Below are 22939 nucleotides of genomic sequence, written 5' to 3' on the forward strand. Positions count from 1 at the left end.
CGCACGATCCAGTACCGCAGCAACCTCATCGACGGATGCCTCGCCGGCACCGGCCTATCCCTCACTCCAACGACTCCACGAGTTCAAGCCCAGTAGTCGGAGAAAAGCCACTTCACGACGGGTCGGTCGCATCCGGGTCGAAGCCGATTACTAGCGATTCTGACCCCTCGGCCAGATACTCATGTTCTGGAAAATATTCTACATGGAGATGGCCATTCAGATCCGCATCGAAGGCGAACCCTTCGATGTTGTCGGCAAGGAGAGTAAGAGCGTCTCCCCCTCCCTGTACCTTCAAGGTATCGGAGTCTCCAGAGGAAGTAATTCTGACCTTCCCGCTTGCCCTCCGCAATTCGATCCGAGACAAGGATCTATCGTACGGGGAAGGATCTGGCACCCGCAGGGTTTGAATTTCCCCTTCACCGCATCGCAGCCGCTGAACAAAGGACAGCAGTTCGGAGCAAGTGCCAGAGAGTTCTACTTCGCCTGTCGAGTCTTGGCGCAATATCTGCAACGTCGTGTCTCCGTTGGATTCCTACTGCCAGTGGTCGCCTGGCCGAATAGTGGAGGGATCGATAGGGGTGTGTGGGTCCTTGAGGGGGCCACTAGTTACCGTTCTCCCGTTGATCTGGGTCTCCAGATTAAGGTGTGGTCCGAGTTTCTGGACATGAGCGCTGTTCGGGTTCACGTCAAATCGCGCAATCTTCCTGACTGAGTTCCCCGCCTCGTCGGTCGCCACGCTCATGAACTGAACTCCGCCACTTCCAGACCGGACCACCGTTGCGTCGTCCCCGACATGCGAAACGGCACGAGAGACGGCCTCATCCATCGAGATATCACAGTTGTGAACGAGGATTGGTGTGGCACCCGCCAGCACATAGTACGCGTGGACAGTGGAGACGGTGAGGTCGTAAGTGAGGGATGCGGCACGGTAATTCCGGGCCTGCAGGACGGTGACCGTCGCGCCGTCAGGCTGGCGGAGTTTCGTGCCGGCCCTGAGGTCCTTGGCGTCGGTCCATCGGTTGTGCTTGGCGTCCCAGAACGGGTGGTGCCACGTCGTGGTGAGCTTCGCCGGAGGCTCGGCCTTGGCGCCGTCCGCCGGCTTCGCCGCAATTGTGAGGTCCGTGAACTCCTTGTCGTCCTTGGTGACGATGTGGCGCTGGACCTGCTCCTTCGACGTGACATTCGTTTGCGGGTCCGTCGCCGTGACCTCGTCGCCCGGTCTCAGGTCTGAGATGGGCTTGGTCGAGCCGTCGGCCAGAAGGACTGCCGTGTCGCCGGTGAAGCTATGTATTGAGCAGGATGCCGCTGCAGATTCGAGCGCGTTGGCCTCGCTCTTGGCGGCCCTCGCCCCAGCCACAGCGATCTCTTCGGCTGCCGCGGCATCCTTCACGACCTCGCCGGCCCGTTCGATGGCCCGCCAGATCTTGAAAGCCTTGAAGCCCACCTTGATCGCCTTGAAGACCTTGCCCCAAGGGACCGCATTCAAGGCGGTGTTGACGCACCCCATCACATCGCCCTTGGTGAAACAGTTCACTGCGTCGGTGATCCCGACGAGGTCTGCCACCAGGTTGATGATCTTGTGGAGAAGCCCTTCCTTTTCCTTCTTCGCCGCAGCCGTGACCGCCCGCGCCGTCGCAGCCGTCTGCTCTGCCTTCGCCTGCTCTGCCTTCGCTGCCGCCACATTCGCGACCGTGGCCTTCGGCGCCGGCTTCGCCGCGACGTTGGTGCTGTAGTACTCGTCGATCTCCTTCTTTGTCGGCGGCCTGTCCGGCGTCTGGCCCTGCACCCCGCAGACGTCGCCGTCCTTCGGGCACAGTCCGTCCGGGTCGCTCATCGTGACCGGGCTGTTGTTGGCGTACGCGTACGCGTTCCAGCTCTCTGGGTCGCCCGGCATCAGCAGCGGGTCCGGGTTCAGGAAGTGGCCTGTCGCCGGGTCGTACTCCCTCGCCCCCAGGTTCGTCAGGCCTGTCGCGTCGTCCTGCTGCCCGCCGACGTAGCCCTTCGTCCCCTGCCAGCCCGCCGCAGCCGTCCGCACCTCGCCGAACGGCTTGTACTGGCGCCGCGTCACCGCCTGCGAACCCGCATCGATCTGCAGCTGCGCCGTGTTCTGCCGATCGGAGACCACGTAGTTCACGCGCTCGCCCTGCGCGTCCGCCGTGTGCACCGCGATCTGCATGCCGCCCAGCGCCGCGTACCGCGAACCCTCCGCCTTGTCCGCGCCCGTCTTCAGCGACAGTTCCTGGTCGCCGGTGAAGAGCATCGTCGCCCCGGCGTCCCTCCGGATCAGCAGATTCCCCGAAGCGTCATAGACGTACTTCGTCGAGCCCGCGGTCCCCGTCTTCGCCAGTTCCGCGAGCTTGCCCTCGGAGTTGTACGTGAAGGTGTCCGTCCCGGCCCGCGCCGTTCGCGTCCGGACGTTCCCGGCGTCGTCGTACGTGTACGACGTTTTCGTGTCCTGGTCCGTGCCACCCGGCACGTCCCGCGCCACCTCCGCCAGCGCGTGCGCCGGCTTCGTCCCCGCGTCCGGCACCGCGTACGTCGACACCGTGTCGTTCGCCGCGTCCCCGCCCAGGTCATGGTCGGTCTGCGTCTTGCGGTTGCCCGTCGCGTCGAATGTCCAGGACTGCCAGTACGGAGTCGGACCGCCCACTGTCGACGCCGCCCCCGAAGCGGGAGTCGTGCCGCAGCTGTCCGTCGCCGTCCAGGCCGACTGCAGGCGCTGCGCCCAGTCGTAGTCGAAACACTGGGTGTCGGTGGTGCCGTCGTCCAGGTGGTCCGTGATCGTGGTGACGTTTCCGGAGGGCTGGTACTTGTACTGCGTCTTGTCCGTGACCTTCGCGCCCGAAGCCGTCACCACGAACGACGACGACAGCCGGTGCGTCTGCTCCTCGTAAGTCAGCGTCTGTTGAGCGAAGTTGCCCGACGTCCCGTAAGTGAATTGATACGGCTCGTCGAACTGCGTCCATGACAACCCGGCGGTCATCGCCGTACTGCCCACGCTCTTCTGCCGCCCGAGCGCGTCGTAGTCGTACGTGAACGTCTCCTGCGGAAGATACCCGGCCGCCGTGTCCGTGTACGAGTGGAGCGAGCCCGTCGCGTTGTACTGGTTCTGCGTCAGATACGTGCCCGCCAGCTTGCCCTCGCCCGCCGGGACCACCAGCGCGGACGCCGTGGTCCAGCCGTGCGAGTCGTACCCGAGCACCTTGCTGGTGTACGCCGAGACAGCACCCGTCGCGTCCTTCGCATAGCTCGTCGACGACGTCGGCAGGCCCTTCTTCAGCGTGTCGTACGTCCACGACGCCAGCATGTTCTCCGGCGCGGCGTCCACTCCGCCGGTTGTGTCGTACTTCGCCTTCTGGCGGCCCATCTCGTCGTAGGTGAGGCTGATCGTCTTCAGCCGCGCATCGGTCGAGGTGAGCACTTGCCCGGCCAGGTCGTACGTCGAGGACGTATGCCCGGTGTCCGGGTCGTCCTGCGCGGTCTTCCGCCCCAGCAGGTCGTACGTGCTCGACCAGGTGTGGTGCTGCCCGTCGTCCTGGCCGACCTGCCGGCCCGAGGAGTCGTAGGCGTACGTCACCGAGTCCGAGGCCCCGGAGGTCGAACGCCCGTGATAGCGCGTCAACTTGGTGGTGTTGCCGCGGGCATCGGTGAAGGTGCTCGACGGTGTGGAGCCCTCCGGCGGGACCACATCCGTCCGGTCCGAACCCGGGTAGGACGTCGTCGTCCGCCATGTCTCGGACGCCTTCGTGTACGACACCGCGTCGGTGACCCGGCCGGCCCCGTCGTAGAACGTGCCCGTCTGCGTCGGCACCTGGTTGTCCGGCGCGTAGACCATGGTCGAACCGTCGGGCGCACCGGTGTTGAAGTACGGACCTGCCGTCTTCACCGTCCAGCCATGCGAGTCGTAGACGGTATCGACGACGACCCGGCCGCCGACCGTCTGCGTCTGCGTCTCGCGCGGGCGCAGCATCGCGTCGTACATCGAGATCGAAGTGAGGTAGCTGCCGTCGTCTGTGAGCGTCTGGGTGGTGACGGTCGACGGGTCATCCGGGTCGAGGTTGTACGTGTACTTGACGTTGGGGCCGTTGCTCGTCGAGAAGCCCGGCTTCCAGACCGACATGAGCCGGCCCAGCGAGTCATAGGAGTTCGTCGTCGTGTATCCGGCGGCATCCGTCGTCGTCACCGGGAGGCCACGCGCGTCGGCGGTCGTCGACGTCGCGAACGCGGCGGTCTGGCCGGTGACCTTCGGCTGGGTGACCTTCACGCTCGCCGGGGCTGTCGCGGTGGCCGCCGTGTACTGGGTAGTGGTCGTGCGACCCAGAGCGTCCGTGTCCGTGATCTCGCGACCGTAGGAGTCGTAGCTGTTCTTCAGGACGGTGACGTAGTGCGGGGTGCCGTCCGCGGCGACCGAGTCGGCCTTCTGCACCATCGTGACGTCACCGATCCCCGGCGCGGCCAGGTTGTCGGTGTGGTTGTCGAAGAAGGACAGGTCGTCGGTGATCAGGTTGTCCGGGTACTTCGGCGTCGCGTCGCAGTTGACCGCGACGGTCTGCATCCGGCGCGGCACCGGCAGCACCTTGCCGCCCGCGTCCGTCGCGTACCAGGTGCGCGAGCACTTGTCGTCCGAGGCCGTGGACAGGTCGCCCTTGTCGTCGACGGAGGTGGGAAGAGCGGTCGCGGTGTCGAAGTTGGTCACCGTCTCCGTCGTGCGGGACGTGCCGTCCGCCTTTGGTGTGGTGGTCCGCACCCGGCGGGAGTTGACCGCCCGGGCCTCCAGCGGCGTGTCCAGGCCGACGTTCGTACGGACATGCGTCGCCGTCACCGGACCGAGCCAGGGCTCGGTCGTGGTGGAGGCCAGCTGGGCGCCCCCGTCACCGTTGAAGCTCTGTGTCTCGAAGACCTGTCCGGCGAGCGCGTCCGAGTCGGTGACTGTCATGTCGCCCACGGAGTTGGTGAGTTTGGCGCCGGTGCCGCGGAAGTACGTCGCACTGCTGAGAGTGATCTTCTCGGGCGCCGAACCGGTCCGCACCTCGGTCTTGCCGTATCCGCGCCACTGGTTGTACGTGCGGAACTTGGCCTGCGACATCGGGTCGTCGTTGAAACGCCAGAAGGCATTGCCGACGTAGCGGTACGAGGTCTGCTGCGGCAGCCCGTTGCCGGTGGTGTCCTGCTCGGTGACCGTATTGACGACGTACTTGTTGAACCAGTCCAGATCCGGCGCGGTGTGGCCCGGCTGTGTCCAGTACGACGGATAGCAGCGCATGGTGTTCGTCTGCGGGCTGTCCGGCATGACGACCGTGCCCTTGCGGTGACACTGCGCCGCAAGGTAGTTGACCTGGATGACGTCACCGGTCTCGGACCTGATGGTCATCATCCGGCGGCGGGTGATCGGCTGAAAGCCGTCGAGGCCGTCGACCCGGTTGGCCATCGCCTGCCCGTCGAAGGTCACCGGGGGGAGAGGGAGGTCGGTGCCGTTGGCCTTGCCCGTCCTGACGATGGAGGAGAGCCACAGGGACGGCGTGGTGGTGTCGCCTGTCGCAGGGAAGTCGTGGGTCAGCGCCCACGAGTCCATGTCCTTGTAGGCGGAGCCGACAAGGGCCTGGGTGCGGATCGTGGTGAGGCGCTTTGTGGTCCAGAAGGACGGTCCGTGATTGGCACAGGTGCCGGTGGAGGCGCAGGTCTGGTCGATCGGGACGTCGGGCCAGTGTGAGCTGTTGGCGGCGGTGCGCTTGGATTCGGCGCAGTCGAAGGTCTTGTCGGCCAGGCAGCGTTCGGAGGTGTCGAAGAAGACCTGGCCGGCTGCGGGCGCGGCCGTGTCGTAGACCTTGTCCTTGACCTGGCCGTACTGGATCTTCGCCAGATTCCCGGAGCGGGTATACGCGGTGGGAGCGGTGGCGTTGTTCACGCCGTAGTAGCCGGTCTCCGGGGTGTACCAGAAGCTCATGGCGTTGTTGTGGCTGTCGACGACGTAGTCGAGGTTCCAGCGGTACGCCTGCTGGCAGGAGGAGGCGGCGAACGTCGAGGCGTGGCAGGGCTCGCCTGCGTCGTTGCCGAAGACAGGGGTGGTCCACGTGGAGTTGGTGACGGCCTTGCCGGTCGTCCAGCCCGGGAGCTGGTTCTTGCCGAAGTAGTAGTCGTTGCCGTCGGCCGTGGTGACAACCCAGTACTCGTGGTCGTTGTCGCCGTTGACCGTGTCCGTACGGACGGAGATCTTCTCGCCGTTGTCGCTCTGCGGGCGCCAGACCTTGGTCTTGTCGTCGTAGACCAGGGTGTTGGAGGAGCCGTTGAGGGACAGGGTGAGGGTGTCGACCGCGTCCGACCAGCACTGGTCGCCGGTCTTGGGGCTTCCGCCGGCGGTGTCGTCGGAGCAGGAGGCGTACGAGCGCTCGACGTAACCGGGGGAGTAGTCCCAGCCGTCGCCGATCCAGGAGGCCTGACTGTTGGTGGAGGAGGTGCGGCCGTCCACGCTCTGGGAGCTGTAGTCCAGTGCCACGTTCGGCTTCAGCCCGCCTGGTACGTCGGGCACGCCGATCGGGTACGACCAGGAGAACCCGCCGGTGGCGCCGCCTGCGGACCACTGGCCTGAGGGGGAGAGGGATGTGGCACCGAAGCTGCCGCCCCCGCCCGCGGCCCCTGCGGTCGCGGCGAAGACGGCGGGCTGTGCGGTAGAGCCGCTGCCCAGAGGGAGGTCGGCGGCGACCCGGCCTGTCTCGGCGTTGTTGGTGGACACGAGCGGGGTCTGCTTCTGGCAGGCCGCAAGCTCGGGCGTGGTCAGCGCACAGGAGGGGAGTTGTACGAGCCGGAGGCGTGAAGCCCAGTCGCCGCCGTAGGAGTCGGCGAAGCTGCGGTAGTCCAACTCGACATGGACGCCCCCGCCCGTACCGCCGTCGCTACGGCGCACCGACGCGAGGACTCCGGCGACGCCGGCCTGCGTCGCCGCGGACTGCTTGGCCATCTCGACGCGGACTTTGCCGACGACGGGCGCGGCGCCCTTTACGCCCTTCGCCTTCGCTCCGGACGGAGCCGCGGCGGGTGCTACCCACACCGGCAGCGATCCCGCCTGGACGGCGTGCTGTGCTGTGGAGGCGGGTACGGCAGCGTCCGCCGAACCGGCTTTTGGCCAGGCCTTCTTGACGGCGGCCGGATCCCACTTGGGGGTCTTCGGACGAGGCTGCGGGTGCTTGGGAACGGGCTGCACCGGAACCGACTTCGCCTGCTCGGCTTTCACGGCGTAGTTGTGCTTGGCGCTGTCCGAGGCGAATGCCGCGCCGGCCGGGTCGGCCAGGGTGACGATCAACGTCAGCGCTGACGCAAAAGTGACGAGCGCGGCACGTCCGGTCACCCGTCCACGCCGTCTGAAAACCCGTCCAGCTCTCCACTGACCCGTCACGAAACCCCCCACAGCTTCACAAGATGGCTTGCGGAATTTAGCAGCGGTGAGGGAACAGAGTTTCTGTAAATCCAAAAGGGAGCCAAAAGGTGAAGTAAAAATAACGCGCGCAGCTGCTCAACTTGCCCTGGTTTGTGCATTTTTTGTGTTCAACGTCTGGTAACTGCCGCACCACCGAACGTCATTACTCTCATTGCGGACAAATCGATTCATTGCTTTGCTTTCTGCTTCTTCCTTGCAGAATCTTTACTTGTTCATTTCATTGTGAAATGGCTACCCTCCGCGGGCCAGGAGCGAATCTGCCGACATGCCCAGGGGGGCTTGCATGTGGGGCCAACGTCCATCTGCCCGGAAACGACGCACGGCTGTGTTGCTGTGCGCAGCGTTGATCGCGACCGCAGCACCTGGGGTGGCATTTGCCGCCCCACCGTCGTCCGATCCGGGACTGCCGCAGCCCATATCGGGTGGGGGCAAGCCCGCGCCTGTCACCAAGGACCCGGCTCCCAAGGGTCCGTTGGGGCACATGCTCGACGAGGCACCTACTGGCCTGACCAGCCCGCAGGAAAAGGCGCTCGCCGCCGCTCAGCGCCAGGCCGACAGCAAGCGTGCGCCGGTCGGGGTCGGTGCCCTGACCACTGAGACCGACTCGGTGACGGCGAATCCGGGTGGGACGGTCACCTGGAAGACCAGCGTGATGCCCGAGCGGACGCGGCAGAAGGGTGCGTGGGTGCCCGTCGACAGCACCCTGAAGAAGAACAGCAATGGTTCGTACGGGCCGTCGGCGGCGACGGGATCGCTGACGTTCTCGGGAGGCGGCTCCGGTCCGCTGGTCACGATGAAGAGCGGCAAGTCCCAACTCGCCCTGTCCTGGCCCACGCCGCTGCCGCCGCCGACGACCTCCGGCTCGGAGATCACGTACGCGGTCCTCCCTGACGTGGACCTCAAGCTCAAGGCGAACACGGTGGGCGGATTCACCCAGGTGCTCGTGGTGAAGACGGCGGCCGCCGCGGCCAACCCCCAACTCGCGTCACTGAAATTGGCGATGCATGCGTCGGGCCTCAATGTCTCCGACGATGGTCACGACAACGTGGAGGCGAAGGCCCCGAACGGGCAGGTGGTGTTCAGCGCACCACAGTCCCAGATGTGGGAGTCCCCCGAACCGGGCGCGAAGTCCGCATCCCGAGCGCTGACTTCGGACACGACTCCTCCGGCAAGCCCGGGCGAAGGAGTCAAGTCCGCTCCGGTCGCCACGGACGTGAGCGGCTCGACCCTGACCCTCACCCCGGACAAGGCACTGCTCACCGGCAGCGCGACCCACTACCCGGTCTACATCGACCCGTCGTGGAACCCGCACACGCTGCCGGGCTCCAGGCAGCACTTCGTCGAGGTTCAGCAGGGCTGCCCCACGGCAAAGAACTGGGACTCGACGCGCTATGGAGATCCCGGCGTAGGCATGAACTCGTGGTCGGGCTGCATCGGTCTGGAACGGTCGTACTTCCAGCTGGGCATCCCGTCGGCGGTCTGGGGCACCCACATCGTCGACGCGGTGGTCAACACCATGTCGACGGGCTCCTCCAGCTGCTCGCTGTCGGCGAGCGCCAACCTCTACTCGGCGAACTCGTTCGGCTCCGGCACGACGTGGAACAACAGGCCCGGCCTCGTCAGCAAACTGGGCACGCAGTCCTTCGGACCGGCCTGCAGCAGCTACCAGTCCAAGGGCTACGGCGTGACGTCGACGATCGCCAAGGTCGCGGCGGGGAAGTCCGCGAGCTGGACCTTCGCGCTGCTGAACACCAACGAGTCGGACGGCGCCCTGTTCCGGCGCTTCGCTGCGAACCCGTCGCTGTCGATCACGTACAACCACGTGCCCAATACGCCGAGCGCGCTCGCGGCTGTGGTCAACACGGCTTCGTACGGATGCGACACGGTCGCGCCGTACCCGGTGATCGGCAAGACGATCGCAACGACACCGCCGGCCTTGATCTCGACGGTCAGTGACGGCGACAAGGACGCGCTGTCGGCCACGTACACCTACTGGGTGGACGGCACGACGGCCAAGAAGACGATCACTTCGGCGAACGTGTCCAGCGGCGAGAAGCCCAAGGTGAGCCTTCCGGCGACGTTCATTTCCACGCTCAAGGACGGCAGTACTGTCGACTGGCAGGTGTCCACGACTGATGGCAAGGACACGCGGGCGAACAGTGCGGTCTGTCACTTCACCGTTGACCAGCGGGCACCCGAGAAGCCGGTGATCGTGTCCGTTGGTGGCCTGTTCCCGGAGAATGCACCGGAAGCTGACCCGATACCAGGTGCACCAGCAGGAACTGGAGCAGTCTTCAAGGCAAGTGTGGCTCCCGGTTCCACCAACAACACGGCAGCCAAGTTCGTCTTTGGTCTTGACGTTCAGCCTCCGACGTCGAATCCGCCCGCTACGCAGGTGGTCGCCGCTGTGAACAACAGCGCGTCGTACACGATCGCCCCTCCTTCGCCGGGCACACACACCTTGTGGGTCTATGCGCTCGACTCGGCGGGTAACGCCTCCGCGATGGCCTCGTATTTGCTTGTAGCCAAGGGGCATGACTCGCACACGTATGCCAGCCTCAAGGATGCTTTCAACAACACAGCGGTTTCCGCCGATGGAAGCCCCGGCTCAGCGGATCTCGACGGAAATGGTTACAGTCTTTCGCTCCAGGACCTGCAGGCGGCGGGCTGGCAATCGGGAGGCAAGGTTAGGATAAACGGGGCGGAATTCACCCTACCCAGTTTTGGTTCCGGCACTCCCGACAACGTCCTGGCGTCGAACCAGACCATCAAGATGAATGGAGAATCCGGAAAATCTCTGGTCTTCCTGGCCACAGGATCTTTCGCGAACACCGGTTACGACCGCGAGGCCCAGGATCTTTCGAGTCCGGTTATACCGGACGGTACTCCTAGCGTCGCAGCGAGCTGCACGTTGAGTAATGGAGTGCCCACCGACTGCCATCCAGCGACTGGTGAAATTTCGTACAGTGATTCGACGGCGCCGAGTCCCTATTATCTGTCGACGCCCGACTGGACACCTGGGTCGTCGCCTCTGGCGGTTGTCACGCTTCCGCACGCTAATACCATGAGTGGCCAGAGGGCTACGCCGGTCAAGATTTATGCGATCTCGGTTCCTTTGAAGCCTGGCGCGAAGATCGACTCTGTCACGTTGCCCGATATCAGCAACCGGGCGGCGAACGGAAACCCTGGTCTGCACATCTTCGGAATGGCAGTCCGTGACACCGAGTCTGCTCCGGGTGGGGCGTCATGGGCAGGAGCCTGGACCGCGCCGACCGAAGCGAGCTACAACTACAACGCAAACTCGGCAGACTATAAGGACCAGACATTCAGAACCGTTGTCCACTCCGATTCCAGTGGTAGCGGTGTCAGATTCCGGTTGTCGAACGCTCGGGGCTATGTCCCTCTGGTGATCGACCACGCGACCTTTGCTCTCAATGTGCCGGGCCCAAGCCCCAGCGCTGATGGGCCAGTTGCTGATCTGACGTTTGACGGCGGGAAACACGCGATCACCATCCCGGTTGGCGCCGAAATCTACACCGATCCTTTCGCCGTAGAGGTGCCCGCCGGTAAAAACGTGATGCTCAGTTTCCACCTGGCCAATCAGGTGACCTATCTTCCTCAGCATAGTTGGACTTCGAATTACAGCACCGTGTATGTGACCCCTGCCGGGTCCGGGGACCATACGGCCGATTCTGGCGATACTGCTTTCAAGGCGGCGGGTGTGACGTGGGGTCGATTTGCCCATATTCTGACGGGCGTGGATCTCCTCACCACCGAGGGTCATCCAGTGACGGTCGTTATCGGGGACGGTCTGACAGATCAAGGAGCCAGTGGCGCAACTCCGCAAAGTGGGCTCGCGCGACTCGCTGAATGGTTGAGTACGGCCAACACCAGGGTGCTCAATGCGGGTATCCACAACAATCGACTGGCGGTAGATCAGACGGGTGCCGGGGCGGCAGTTTTGACGAGGCTGGATCGCGACGTTCTCTCTGTGGCAGGAGTGAAGACTGTTGTGATCAACGAAGGGCTGCAAGACACGCTTGCGGCAGTCGACGACGGTGATCTCCAAGATTCGTACACGATCTTGAGGGATCAATTGAGCGCGTGGGGGATCAAGACCGTGTTCACCACCTTGACGCCATGCACTGGCTATGCGCCATGCACGACGGCGGTGGATGCGAATCGGGTGGAGACCAATGCGTGGATCTCAGGACAGCGCACGTTCACCACTCCCTACGTCGACTACGTCGACGTAGCCTCCGCCGTCTCGGTTCCGGACCCGGCGAGCGACCCCGAAGCACCGACGATGCGGCTCGGGAACGGTGCGGCTCCCGCCGATTACGATGCGGGGGATCATCTGAACTTCACCCGCGACGGGTACATGGCGCTGGCGCACGCGTTTGACCCATCGCAACTTCTTCCTGATGCAATGCCGTCCACGGAGTAGCTGCCGGACTCCGTGAGGTAGTGCCTCACAGCTGGGCGATGAGGGCCTTCGTCCTTGGGGCAACTGGTATCGGTTGCCCCAAGGACAGCCGCCTTCGGGCGCAGGTCTTCTTGATCATGCTGCCCGGGGAACGTCCGCACCAGCAGCCGTTACGCTGGACCCGTGGCAGTCGTCGATGTTTCCGAAGAGCTGAAGTCCCTCTCCTCGACCATGGGGTCGATCGAGGCCGTCCTGGACCTCGACAAGATGAGGGCCGATATCGCCGTGCTCGAGGAGCAGGCCGCGGCGCCGTCCCTGTGGGACGACCCGGATGCGGCACAGAAGATCACCAGCAAGCTTTCGCATCTCCAGGCCGAGGTCCGCAAGGCCGAGGCGCTCCGCGGGCGTATCGACGACCTGAGCGTGCTCTTCGAGCTCGCCGAGGCCGAGGACGACGCCGACACCCTCGCGGAGGCCGAGTCCGAGCTTGCGTCCGTGCAGAAGGCGCTGGACGAGATGGAAGTACGGACACTTCTCTCGGGCGAGTACGACGAGCGCGAGGCGCTGGTCAACATCCGCGCCGAGGCCGGTGGCGTCGACGCCGCAGACTTCGCCGAGCAGCTGCAGCGCATGTACCTGCGCTGGGCCGAGCGCCACGGGTACTCGACGGAGGTCTATGAGACCTCGTACGCGGAAGAGGCCGGCATCAAGTCGACCACCTTCGTCGTCAAGTCTCCGTACGCCTACGGAACGCTCTCCGTGGAGCAGGGCACCCACCGCCTCGTACGGATCTCGCCCTTCGACAACCAGGGGCGTCGCCAGACCTCCTTCGCCGGCGTCGAGGTGCTGCCCGTCGTCGAGAAGACCGACCACATCGAGATCGACGAGACCGAGCTGCGCGTGGACGTCTACCGCGCCTCGGGCCCCGGCGGTCAGGGCGTCAACACCACCGACTCCGCGGTGCGTCTGACCCACATCCCCACCGGGATCGTGGTGTCGTGTCAGAACGAGCGCTCGCAGATCCAGAACAAGGCCAGCGCCATGAACGTCCTCCAGGCCAAGCTCCTCGAGCGCCGCCGCCAGGAGGAGCAGGCGCTGATGGATTCGCTCAAGGGCGACGGCGGCAACTCCTGGGGCAACCAGATGCGTTCGTACGTCATGCAGCCGTATCAGATGGTGAAGGACCTGCGGACCAACTTCGAGGTCGGTAACCCGCAGGCCGTGCTCGACGGCGAGATCGACGGTTTCCTGGAAGCCGGAATTCGCTGGCGCAAGCAGCAGGAGAAGTAGCAGTAACTTTGTCGATAAGCGAACTGCCGCCCCATGGGCGGCAGTTCGCGTTTTACGTCACAGTCGTATTCCCGTACGACGGTCAAGTCGGTGCATGTCGGGCATTGCGCCCGCAATGACCTTGACGCCCATCTTATTTACGGCAAGGCTGACGCGCGGCATGCGTATCACTGGGGCGTGTGTGGCCGGGGGGATGAGCACGACACCCCCTCTGGCGCCGCCGCCCCCGGACGCTGCTCCATTGACGATCAGCTACTGGGGGTAGCAAGCAGATGACGAAGAAGACGCGGATCCGCGTTGCACGAATCGCTGCCGGTGCGGTGATCGCTGCGGGTGCCTCGCTCACCGCCGCGGGTGCCGCCCAGGCTGTTGGCATAGACGTGGGCGTCGGCCCGCTCAATGCTCACGCCAGCGTGGATGGGAAGGGTATCGACGCCGGCCTCGGCGTGAACGATGACCCGACCGGTATCCCGACGGACACCCCGACGGACACTCCCACGGACATCCCGACGGACAAGCCGACGGATATCCCGACGGATATCCCGACGGACAAGCCCACGGACAAGCCGACGGATAAGCCGACGGACAAGCCCACCGACAAGCCGACGGACAAGCCGACGGACAAGCCCACCGACAAGCCGACGGACAAGCCCACCGACGACCCCACCCACGGGTCTTCGACCGGCGGCACCACGGGTGGCGACGACGGCGACACCGGCACTTGCACCGTCGACCTGAACGGTGCCAAGTGCACCGACGGCAGCTCCAACACCAACACCGACAACCTCGGCTCGCAGCCGGTCGAGCAGGGCAAGGCCAAGGAGGAGCTGGCTGAGACCGGCGCCGCCGAGACCTCGTTCCTGATTATCGGTGCCGCGACCATGATCGCCGGTGGCATCGGCTTCCGGTTCCTGCCGCGTCTCGCGGGCAGCAACCGCACCGCCGCGTAGTACATACGCGGAGAGGGCCCCGACACCACCCGGTGTCGGGGCCCTCTCTCGTACGTAAGGGGACGGCGTCAGACCGTCTGATGGGCCAGCAGGGCTACCGCCCCCACCAGCAGCACCAGCAGCGTGATCAGGGCCACCGGGCTCAGGCCGCCCCAGGGGCCCTCCTGCTGGAGGCGTTCTCTGTTGGCGCGGCAGACGGGGCAGCGGCCCTCGCTGACGGGCGACGCGCAGTTCGCGCACACCAATCGGTCGTAGGTCATCCGCTCTCCTCCTTCCGCACACAGAACATGCTTTACGGGACATGCTTTACGGGTCGTTCTCTCCGTGCAACGCCCGGGGAAACGCAACCGTTCCCCTTACCACTGTGCCAGCTCGGGCACGATGCGGCGCGCCCTGCCGCATTTCGGCAGATCCGGGGCCGTGCGGGGGCCGCTCCATTACCGGACATAACACGCATCCCCATACGCCGCCTGCGGGCGCGCATCTGCTTCGCGTAAGGTCACGCACACCTACTCCCGGCCGACCGTGGTGCACCTGTGATCCGATTCGACAACGTCTCCAAGAGTTACCCGAGGCAGAACCGCCCCGCCCTCCGCGACGTCTCCCTTGAGATCGAGAAGGGAGAGTTCATCTTCCTGGTGGGATCCTCCGGTTCCGGCAAGTCCACTTTCATGCGGCTGATCCTCCGCGAGGAGCGCGCCAGCCAAGGCGCCGTGCACGTCCTGGGCAAGGACCTCGCGCGGATGTCGAACTGGAAGGTGCCGCAGATGCGCCGCCAGCTCGGCACCGTCTTCCAGGACTTCCGCCTCCTCCCCAACAAGACCGTCGCCGAGAACGTGGCCTTCGCGCAGGAGGTCATCGGCAAGCCGCGCGGTGAGATCCGCAAGGCCGTGCCGCAGGTTCTCGACCTCGTCGGTCTCGGCGGCAAGGAAGACCGCATGCCGGGCGAGCTCTCCGGTGGTGAGCAGCAGCGCGTGGCGATCGCGCGGGCCTTCGTGAACCGGCCCATGCTGCTGATCGCGGACGAGCCGACCGGAAACCTCGACCCGCAGACCTCTGTCGGCATCATGAAGCTGCTGGACCGGATCAACCGGACCGGGACGACCGTCATCATGGCGACCCACGACCAGCAGATCGTCGACCAGATGCGCAAGCGCGTCATCGAACTCGAGAAGGGCCGTCTCGTACGCGACCAGTCGCGCGGCGTCTACGGCTACCAGCACTGAAAGGACGCCATGCGCGCCCAGTTCGTCCTGTCGGAGATCGGCGTAGGTCTCCGCCGCAATCTGACGATGACCTTCGCCGTCGTCGTTTCCGTCGCCCTCTCCCTCGCACTGTTCGGCGGGGCGCTCATGATGAGCGACCAGGTCAACAAGATGAAGGATTACTGGTACGACAAGGTCAACGTCTCCATCTACCTGTGCAGCAAGGGTGATGCCGAGACGTTCACCAAGTGTGCCAAGGGTGCCGTCACCGAGGCACAGAAGACCGCCATCAAGGCCGACCTGGACAAGATGGACGATCTTGTCGAGACGGTGAGCTACGAGTCCAGCGACGAGGCGTACAAGCACTACCAGGACCAGTTCAAGGGCACCCCGATGGCCTCGTCCATCACCCCTGACCAGCTCCAGGAGTCGTACCGCGTCAAGCTCAAGGACCCGTCCAAGTACAAGGTGATCGCCACCGCGTTCGCCGGCCGGGACGGGGTGCAGTCCGTCCAGGACCAGCGCGGGATCCTGGAGAATCTCTTCGCGCTGCTCAACGGCATGAAGGTCGCCGCGTTCTGTGTGATGGCGCTGATGCTGGTCATTGCGCTGATGCTGATCATCAATACCGTGCGCGTCTCCGCCTTCAGCCGGCGAAGAGAGACGGGCATCATGCGGCTCGTCGGCGCGTCCAGCTTCTACATCCAGACGCCGTTCATCATGGAGGCCGCCGTCGCGGGGCTCATCGGTGGTGTCGTGGCCTGCGGGCTGCTGGCCGCCGGGCGGTTCTTCACCGTCGATCACGGGCTGATGCTGCAGGAGAAGCTGAACCTCATCCACTTCATCGGCTGGAACGAAGTCATCACCAAGTTCCCGCTGGTGCTCGCGATCAGTGTGCTGATGCCGGCGCTCGCCGCCTCCTTCGTGCTGCGCAAGTATCTGAAGGTGTGACCGACGCCCCGTGCGTCGTACGGGCAACAAGCCGTACGGCGCACGGGGTTGGCCTAGAGTGGTCGCCATGTCCGGCCCGGAATTCGCTTCCAGGCCCCGCCGCTCCCGCCGCGGGGCGGCCCTGACATTGGTCTTCGCGAGCGTCCTCGCCGCCTCCGCCGCGACCAATGCCTGGCCCAGCGGCGACGTGAAATCGCCGCCGTCCGGCCGGACCCGAAACGTCGCGGACTCCTCGCTCCCCGTCTCCCCGCAGGCCCTCGACAAGGCCGCCGCGGACGCCGTCGCGGACGGCAAGTCCGGTACGGCGGCGGCCGAGGACGTCGTCAGCCGCAGCGGGGACCGCTGGGGCGCGGTGTACGACCGCGGGGAGTACGAGGAGTTCGAACAGGCCCTGGACGGTGAGTACACGGGCGTCGGACTCGGCGCACGGCGTACGGGCGACGGACAGATCGAGGTCTCCACCGTGCAGCCGGGCGGGCCCGCCGCGCTGGCCGGGGTACGGGCCGGCGACCGGATCCGTACGATCGACGGCCGGCGCGTGGACGCCAGTCCCGTCACCGAGGTCGTCGCGGAACTGCGCGGAGACGGGGACACGGACGCGAAGGACGCCTCCGCCGCATCCGCCGCTCCCGGCACCCCTGTGACACTCGGCCTGCAGCGCGGCACCCACGCGTGGAAGCGGACGCTGCGCCGGGCCAGGCTCTCCACCGAGGCCGTGACGGTCAGGACGCTGGCCGACGGAGCCACGATGATCAAGGTCACCGGCTTCACCAAGGGTTCCGGCGAGCGGGTGCGCGACGCGGTCCGCACCTCGGACGGCGGGATGCTGCTCGATCTGCGGGGCAACGCGGGCGGGCTCGTCACCGAGGCCACGTCCGCGGCCTCCGCTTTCCTCGACGGCGGTCTGGTCGCCACGTACGACGTCCATGGCAAGCAGCGCGCGCTGTACGCCGAGGGGGGCGGCGACACCGCCCGACCTCTCGTGGTGCTGGTCGACGGCGGCACGATGAGCGCCGCCGAGCTGCTGACCGGTGCGCTGCAGGACCGGGGGCGGGCGATCACGGTCGGCACCCGTACGTTCGGCAAGGGCTCGGTGCAGATGCCCAGCAGGCTGAAGGACGGTTCGGTGGCCGAGCTGACCGTCGGGCACTACCGCACTCCGGCGGGCCACGGGGTCGACGGGGTGGGCATCACGCCGGACCTGGTGGCCTCCGATCGGGCCGAGGCGAGAGCCGAGACAGTATTGAGTGGCCTCGGGGGTGGGTCTTAGTGCGAAAATGAACGCACTATGGCTAAGGAAACAGGGCGGAAGCTGGTCGCCCAGCACAAGAAGGCGCGGCACGACTACCTCATTCTGGACACCTACGAGTGCGGTCTCGTACTGACCGGCACCGAGGTGAAGTCGCTGCGGCAGGGGCGGGCGTCGCTGGTCGACGGGTTCGTCCAGATCGACAACGGCGAGGCATGGCTGCACAACGTGCACGTGCCCGAGTACAGCCAGGGCACCTGGACCAACCACAGCGCGCGGCGCAAGCGGAAGCTGCTGATGCACCGGGCGGAGATCGACAAGCTGGAGTCCAAGGCGAGCGAGTCGGGGCACACGATCGTGCCCCTGTCGCTGTACTTCAAGGACGGCCGGGCCAAGGTCGAGATCGCGCTGGCCAAGGGCAAGAAGGAGTACGACAAGCGGCAGACGCTGCGCGAGAAGCAGGACACCCGCGAGACGAACCGGGCTGTCGCGGCGGTGCGCAGGCAGCAGCGGGGGTAGCCCGCAGGGAATGCACTGGCATCGGCGTGCGTTGGTCACGTACGATGGGACTGCACCTCAAGGGGTGCGGCACCACCTTGAAAAATCAACATGGGGATGATCGGTTTCGACAGCGGATGTCGAGGCAGGGGAAGCGAGCCGAGGAAGCGGCAATGATCTCGTAAACCATATGTCGCAAACAATAATCGCCACTTCTAAGAGCGATTCCCAGTCCTTCGCCCTCGCTGCCTAATAAGCAGTGAGTGAGGGACCCTTAATGGGTGTCAGCCCGGGGGTGTTCCCGACCCGGACCCTGGCATAATCTAGGGAACTAAACCGTCTCGCCCGGTCACGGGGTGAGATGGGAAATCAAACAGTGACTGGGCCCGTCGGAGACTTGTTCGCGAGATTTCCGGGGCCGAGAAAATCACAGCGAACTGCGCTCGGAGAAGCCCTGGTTCTGCACCGTTGGACGCGGGTTCGATTCCCGCCATCTCCACAATTCCCATGTGAGAAGAAGACCTCGACTGTTTCGGCAGCCGGGGTCTTCTTCGTTTTCCGCTGCCTTCAGCTCGATGCGCGGTGCGTCAGATGCGGGGCGAGGTGCGTCGACTGCGGGACGGGGATTCCGTCCAGCTTTTTCATGAGGAGTTCTACGGCCTTCTCGCCGACCTCCGTCGCCGGGATCGCGATCGAGGTGACCGGGACGGGGGCCTTTTCCGCCGTCTCGTCGGGACAGATCGCCGTGAGGGCGAGGTCCTGGGGGATGCGCAGGCCCAGGGACTGGAACGCCTCCGTCAGGGGCTGGATCAGGGGCTCGTTGTGGATCACCAGGCCGGTGGGTGCGGGGGACTGGGCGAGCAGGCGCCGGGCCAGCTCCTTCGCCGCCGCGGGGGTCGCCTCGCAGGGGTGGACCGAGGCGCTGAGGCCGTGGCGGTCGGCCGCGGCGGTGAAGCCCTGGAGCACGCGCTCGGCGAAGCCGGTCTCGCGTGCGTACACGGCGGGCGGCGAGCCGACCAGCGCGAGCGTGCGGTGGCCCAGGGCGGCCAGGTGGTCGACGCAGGCCTCGCCCGCCGCGCGGAAGTCCAGGTCCACGCAGGTGAGGCCGGAGGGGTCGGCCGGGAAGCCGATCAGGACCGAGGGGCGGTCCAGGGAGCGGAGCAAGGGGAGACGGGTGTCGTGGAGTTGGACGTCCATCACGATCATCGCGTCGGCCAGGGCGGTGTCGGCGACCCGGCGCAGGCCTTCTTCGCCCTCCTCCTGGGTGAGGAGCAGGACGTCGTATTCGTGGGCGCGGGCGGCGGTGACGACGGCTGCCGCGAACTGCATGACGACCGGGACGTGGACGCCCGTACGGAGCGGGATGACCAGGGCGATGACGTTCGAACGGCTGCTGGCGAGAGCGCGGGCGCCGGCGTGCGGGCGGTAGCCCAGTTCGCGGATGCTCTCCTCGATGCGACGCCGGGTGTCCTCGGTGATGGGGCGTTTGCCGCTGAGGGCGTACGAGACGGTGCTGGGGGAGACCCCCGCGTGCCGTGCGACGTCCGTGATCTTCACCATGAGAGCCCCCTGTTCGACCGGTCGGACAGAGCCTAGCCCTCGCGGTCGGGGCGGTGGTCAGCGGCTGCGGGATGGGGCGGTGCGGGGGACTCCCACGGCGCACAGAAGGAGTGCGAGGGCGGCTGCCGCTACGGGGGTGACGTACGCCGTGGCCGGGGTGGTGTGGTCGACGAGCCAGCCCGCTGTCGCAGAGCCTGTCGCTATGCCGCCGAGGAGTGCGGTCACCGCGAGGGTCATGCCCTCGTTCAACTGGCCCTCGGGGGTGAGGCGTTGGACCAGCGTCATGCCGGTGACCATGGTGGGGGCCGTTGCCGCGCCCGCGAGGAGCAGGGAGGCGGCGAGGGCGAGGAGGGAGGGCGTGGCGGTCGTGGAGAGGAGAGGGCCCGACATCAGGGCCGTCATGGCGGCCAGGCAGGCGAGGAGGCGGCGGGCGGTGTCGGGGGCGGGGCGCAGGGAGCCGTAGAGCAGGCCTGCGATGCAGGAACCCGCGGCCTGGAGGGCGAGTACCGCGCCGGCTGAGGACTTGTGGTGCTGGGCGTCCGCGAAGGCGATCGTGGTGACCTCCATCGCGCCGAAGACCGCGCCGGTGGCGAGGAAGACGGCGAGCAGGGCGGGAAAGCCCGGGGTGCGGACGGGGGAGCGGGTGGTGGCGGTGCGGGCGGTGGGCGGGGGTTCGGTGGAGCGCTGGGCTGCGAAGACGAGGATGCCCGTGACCAGGAGGATCGCGCCGGTGAGGGTGCCGGCCTCGGGGAAGAGCGTCGAGCAGAGGAAGGCGGCGATCACCGGGCCCGTCATGAAGCAGAGCTCGTCGACGGCCTGCTCGAAGGAGTTGGCGGTGTGGAGCGTGGCGGGGTCGTCGCGGTGCAGGTGGGCCCAGCGGGCGCGGGACATGCCACCGGTGTTGGGGGTCGTCGCGGTGGCCGCGTAGGAGAGGAAGAGCGTCCAGGCGGGGGCGTCGTAGTGGACGCAGAGGAGGAGGGCGAGGGAGCCGAGGGCGGCGATCAGGGTGGCGGGTACGGCGATACGGGCCTGGCCGTGGCGGTCGATGAGACGGGCGGTCCAGGGGGCGGCGAGGGCGGTGGCGGCGAGGCCGGTGGCGGTGACGGCGCCGGCGAGGGCGTAGGAGCCGTACGTGTTCGCGATCATGATGACCGCGCTCACGCTGAACATGCCCATGGGGAGGCGGGCGATGAGATTGCCGAGGGTGAAGGCCCGGGCGCCTGGGGCGGCGAGCAGGCGGGTGTAGGGGGCGAGGGGGGTGCGGGTGGTCGTTTGCGGCATGGATCAAGGGTCGGTGCGGGGTGGCGAGCTGGTCCAACACCTGTTCGGGGGCAATTTACGCGGGTGGGATGTTAATCGGGGGTGCGGGTGGCCGCTGCGCGGGGCGGAGCCCCCAGGCCCCCAGGCCCCCAGGCCCCCAGGCCCCGGTGTGCGGGGCTGCGCCCCGTTTCGGAGGCTCTGCCCCCGGACCCCCGGTCCTCAATCGCCGGACGGCTTGATTTTGGCCCGCTGTAGGTTCAGGTCGTGCCCCACGACATAGAGCCCCGGCTCCTCCGCGCCTTCGCCGCCGTCGCCGAGGACCTCCACTTCACCCGTGCCGCCGCCCGGCTCTATGTCGCGCAGCAGGCGCTGAGTCGCGATATCCGGCGGCTGGAGCGGGAGTTGGGGTGTGCGCTGTTCGTGCGGACCACGCGGCAGGTCGCCCTCACGGAGGACGGCGTACGGCTGCTGCCGTACGCCCGCCGGGTCCTCGGGGCGTACGACGACCTGGCCGCGGCGCGGACGGGCGGCATGCGGCCGCTGATCGTCGACGTGGGGGCTCCGGTCAGCACCGCCGCCGAACTGCTCGCGTACGCCCGGGAGTCGGCACCGGACCTGGAGTTCGTCGCCCGGTTCCACAGTGGTCTCACCGGGGCCGCCGCCGAGATTGTCGCGGGCCGGCTCGATGTGTCGGCGGGGCGGGTCGCGGGGCTTCCGGAGGCGTTGCGCGAGCAGCTGGAGTACCGGCCTCTGCGTTTCGAGCGGATGGCGGTCCTGCTGCCGGACGATCATGTGCTGGCCGGCCTCGACGAGGTTCCGCTCGGTGCGCTCGCGGGCGAGACGCTCTATGCGGCGGCGGGGAATCCGGCGACCGCCGAGTGGACCGACCTGGCGGAGCGGCTGTTCGAGGGGCGGGGTATCGAACTGGCGCCGCCCTTCCCCGAGATCGAGGGGGCGGAGGAGTTCGCCAGGGTGATCCGGAAACGGCGGTGGTCCGTGCTCGCGAGCACGGAGTTCATCGAAGTGGAGGGCATGGTGCTGCGGCCGATCGTCGACCCCGTACCGCTGTCCCCGATCTCCCTCGTATGGCGAAAAGATGTGCGACACCCGGCACTTGATGCGATTCGGGGGAGCGCAGATGTGCTGGTGGAGACACGTGGATGGCTGGAGCGACCCCCGGGAGCGTGGATTCCTGGCATCGACCTGACGCTGATGTGAACAACTGTGGACACTGGCGTCAGGCGGGTGTGGTGGTGCGCTACATTCGCGGTCCGGATTCAGCAGGGTAGGGGGCGCTCGGACGGGGTGGGGACCCCGGTTCGCGAGCGGCGGGTGTCCGGTCCATGACGCGTATGCGACATAGGCCTTGGGGGAGTGTGTTCAGCAGTGGTGGATAAATGGCAAGAAGGTGCCCAGTTCGGGCATGTGTATGAGCCGCCCGATGTGACCGTTCAACGGGACGGTCTCGGGCGGGAGTTGGCGCCCACGCCCCTCGAGGCGACGCTCGAAGCCCTCGTCGCGGAGAGCGTCGACGGCCGGCCTGTCTTCGTCGACGAGAGCGGGCGCAGAGGCCGCAAGATCCGGCGGATCGGCTGGCTCGCCGGGATCGTCTGCGCCTGTTACGCGGTGATGCTCGTCGTCACCGTCCTGGGCGGCAATTCGAGCGCCCCCTGGCTGCTGATCCCCGGCCCCGCCGACGACGGCAAGAAGGCGGCGGACACGGTACGGATCCCGCCCGGCGCCGACGCGTCGCAGGGCGCGTACGCCGCTCCGGGGCAGACCTCCGGCACCTACGGCAGCACCGGCACGGCAGGTGCGGCCACCCCCACAGGAACCGCCGCCTCCGGCCCCGCGGCCAGCGCTGCTGCCGGTGCCTCGGCGCGCGCCACCTCCCCCGCCAAGCCGGGGAAGCCCGCCTCCGCGGGCACTCCGGCCGTCGGCGGCCCTCTGCCGGGCAGCGGCGTCACGTCGCCCCCGCCCGCGGCCAGCCCGTCGCCGTCCGCCTCCGCCGATCCGGGCCCCGGCCCCAGCGGGAGCCCCAGCGCCCCGCCGGCCGACCCGTCCTCGCCCGCCCCGCCCGTGGCGGGAGCGCCGTAAGTGACAGGCCGACGCGCCGCC

The 22939-nt window shown here is 66.7% G+C and carries 13 protein-coding genes and 1 other RNA gene; 10 read left to right on the top strand and 4 right to left on the bottom strand.

The window, feature by feature from the left end; genetic code table 11:
- Positions 1 to 532: 532 nt before the first annotated feature.
- Positions 533 to 7342, bottom strand: coding sequence for an RHS repeat-associated core domain-containing protein (locus AB0H78_RS30935; RefSeq protein ID WP_363237981.1), 6810 nt, complete (start codon positions 7340 to 7342; stop codon positions 533 to 535).
- A gap of 571 nt (positions 7343 to 7913) precedes the next feature.
- Between AB0H78_RS30935 and AB0H78_RS30940 the strand changes: the two genes are divergently transcribed.
- From AB0H78_RS30940 to AB0H78_RS30950, 3 genes are all read left to right on the top strand, one after another.
- Entirely contained in the window at positions 7914 to 11879 is a 3966-nt protein-coding gene (locus AB0H78_RS30940; RefSeq protein ID WP_363237982.1) for a hypothetical protein, read from the top strand.
- A 162-nt stretch (positions 11880 to 12041) separates the two neighbouring features.
- On the top strand, positions 12042 to 13148 hold the full coding sequence (gene prfB / locus AB0H78_RS30945) for a peptide chain release factor 2 (protein ID WP_363237983.1): 1107 nt from the start codon (positions 12042 to 12044) through the stop codon (positions 13146 to 13148).
- A gap of 272 nt (positions 13149 to 13420) precedes the next feature.
- Positions 13421 to 14098, top strand: coding sequence for a hypothetical protein (locus AB0H78_RS30950; protein WP_363237984.1), 678 nt, complete (start codon positions 13421 to 13423; stop codon positions 14096 to 14098).
- Between the two features lie 68 nt (positions 14099 to 14166).
- Here AB0H78_RS30950 and AB0H78_RS30955 read toward each other — a convergent pair whose 3' ends face one another.
- Positions 14167 to 14358 (bottom strand): hypothetical protein, encoded by a 192-nt coding sequence (locus AB0H78_RS30955; protein WP_206963810.1) that lies wholly within the window; start codon positions 14356 to 14358, stop codon positions 14167 to 14169.
- Positions 14359 to 14634: 276 nt separating this feature from the next.
- Here AB0H78_RS30955 and ftsE point away from each other — a divergent pair, with 276 nt between their 5' ends.
- The 5 genes from ftsE (at position 14635) to ssrA (ending at position 18503) form a co-directional block, all read left to right on the top strand.
- On the top strand, positions 14635 to 15324 hold the full coding sequence (gene ftsE / locus AB0H78_RS30960) for a cell division ATP-binding protein FtsE (protein ID WP_363237985.1): 690 nt from the start codon (positions 14635 to 14637) through the stop codon (positions 15322 to 15324).
- Between the two features lie 9 nt (positions 15325 to 15333).
- Complete coding sequence (gene ftsX / locus AB0H78_RS30965) at positions 15334 to 16254, top strand: permease-like cell division protein FtsX (protein ID WP_363237987.1); 921 nt, start codon at positions 15334 to 15336, stop codon at positions 16252 to 16254.
- Between the two features lie 67 nt (positions 16255 to 16321).
- Positions 16322 to 17524, top strand: coding sequence for a S41 family peptidase (locus AB0H78_RS30970; protein ID WP_363237988.1), 1203 nt, complete (start codon positions 16322 to 16324; stop codon positions 17522 to 17524).
- A gap of 18 nt (positions 17525 to 17542) precedes the next feature.
- Positions 17543 to 18022, top strand: a complete 480-nt coding sequence (gene smpB, locus AB0H78_RS30975) for an SsrA-binding protein SmpB (protein ID WP_363237989.1) — start codon at positions 17543 to 17545, stop codon at positions 18020 to 18022.
- 92 nt (positions 18023 to 18114) lie between these two features.
- Positions 18115 to 18503: a transfer-messenger RNA gene (gene ssrA, locus AB0H78_RS30980) on the top strand.
- A gap of 65 nt (positions 18504 to 18568) precedes the next feature.
- Here the strand turns inward: ssrA and AB0H78_RS30985 are convergent.
- Both AB0H78_RS30985 and AB0H78_RS30990 read right to left on the bottom strand, forming a co-directional pair.
- On the bottom strand, positions 18569 to 19561 hold the full coding sequence (locus AB0H78_RS30985; RefSeq protein ID WP_363237990.1) for a LacI family DNA-binding transcriptional regulator: 993 nt from the start codon (positions 19559 to 19561) through the stop codon (positions 18569 to 18571).
- 57 nt (positions 19562 to 19618) lie between these two features.
- On the bottom strand, positions 19619 to 20842 hold the full coding sequence (locus AB0H78_RS30990) for an MFS transporter (RefSeq protein WP_363237991.1): 1224 nt from the start codon (positions 20840 to 20842) through the stop codon (positions 19619 to 19621).
- A 243-nt stretch (positions 20843 to 21085) separates the two neighbouring features.
- On the opposite strand from AB0H78_RS30990, the gene AB0H78_RS30995 reads away from it, so the two are divergent.
- Positions 21086 to 22039 carry a LysR family transcriptional regulator gene (locus AB0H78_RS30995; protein WP_363237992.1) on the top strand — a complete coding sequence of 318 codons (954 nt, stop codon included), beginning with the start codon at positions 21086 to 21088 and terminating at the stop codon, positions 22037 to 22039.
- 225 nt (positions 22040 to 22264) lie between these two features.
- A complete protein-coding gene (locus AB0H78_RS31000; protein ID WP_363237993.1) occupies positions 22265 to 22918 on the top strand; it encodes a hypothetical protein in 654 nt (217 codons plus the stop codon).
- The last annotated feature ends 21 nt before the right edge of the window (positions 22919 to 22939 follow it).

Source organism: Streptomyces sp. NPDC050738 (assembly GCF_040654175.1).
Lineage (GTDB): Bacteria > Actinomycetota > Actinomycetes > Streptomycetales > Streptomycetaceae > Streptomyces.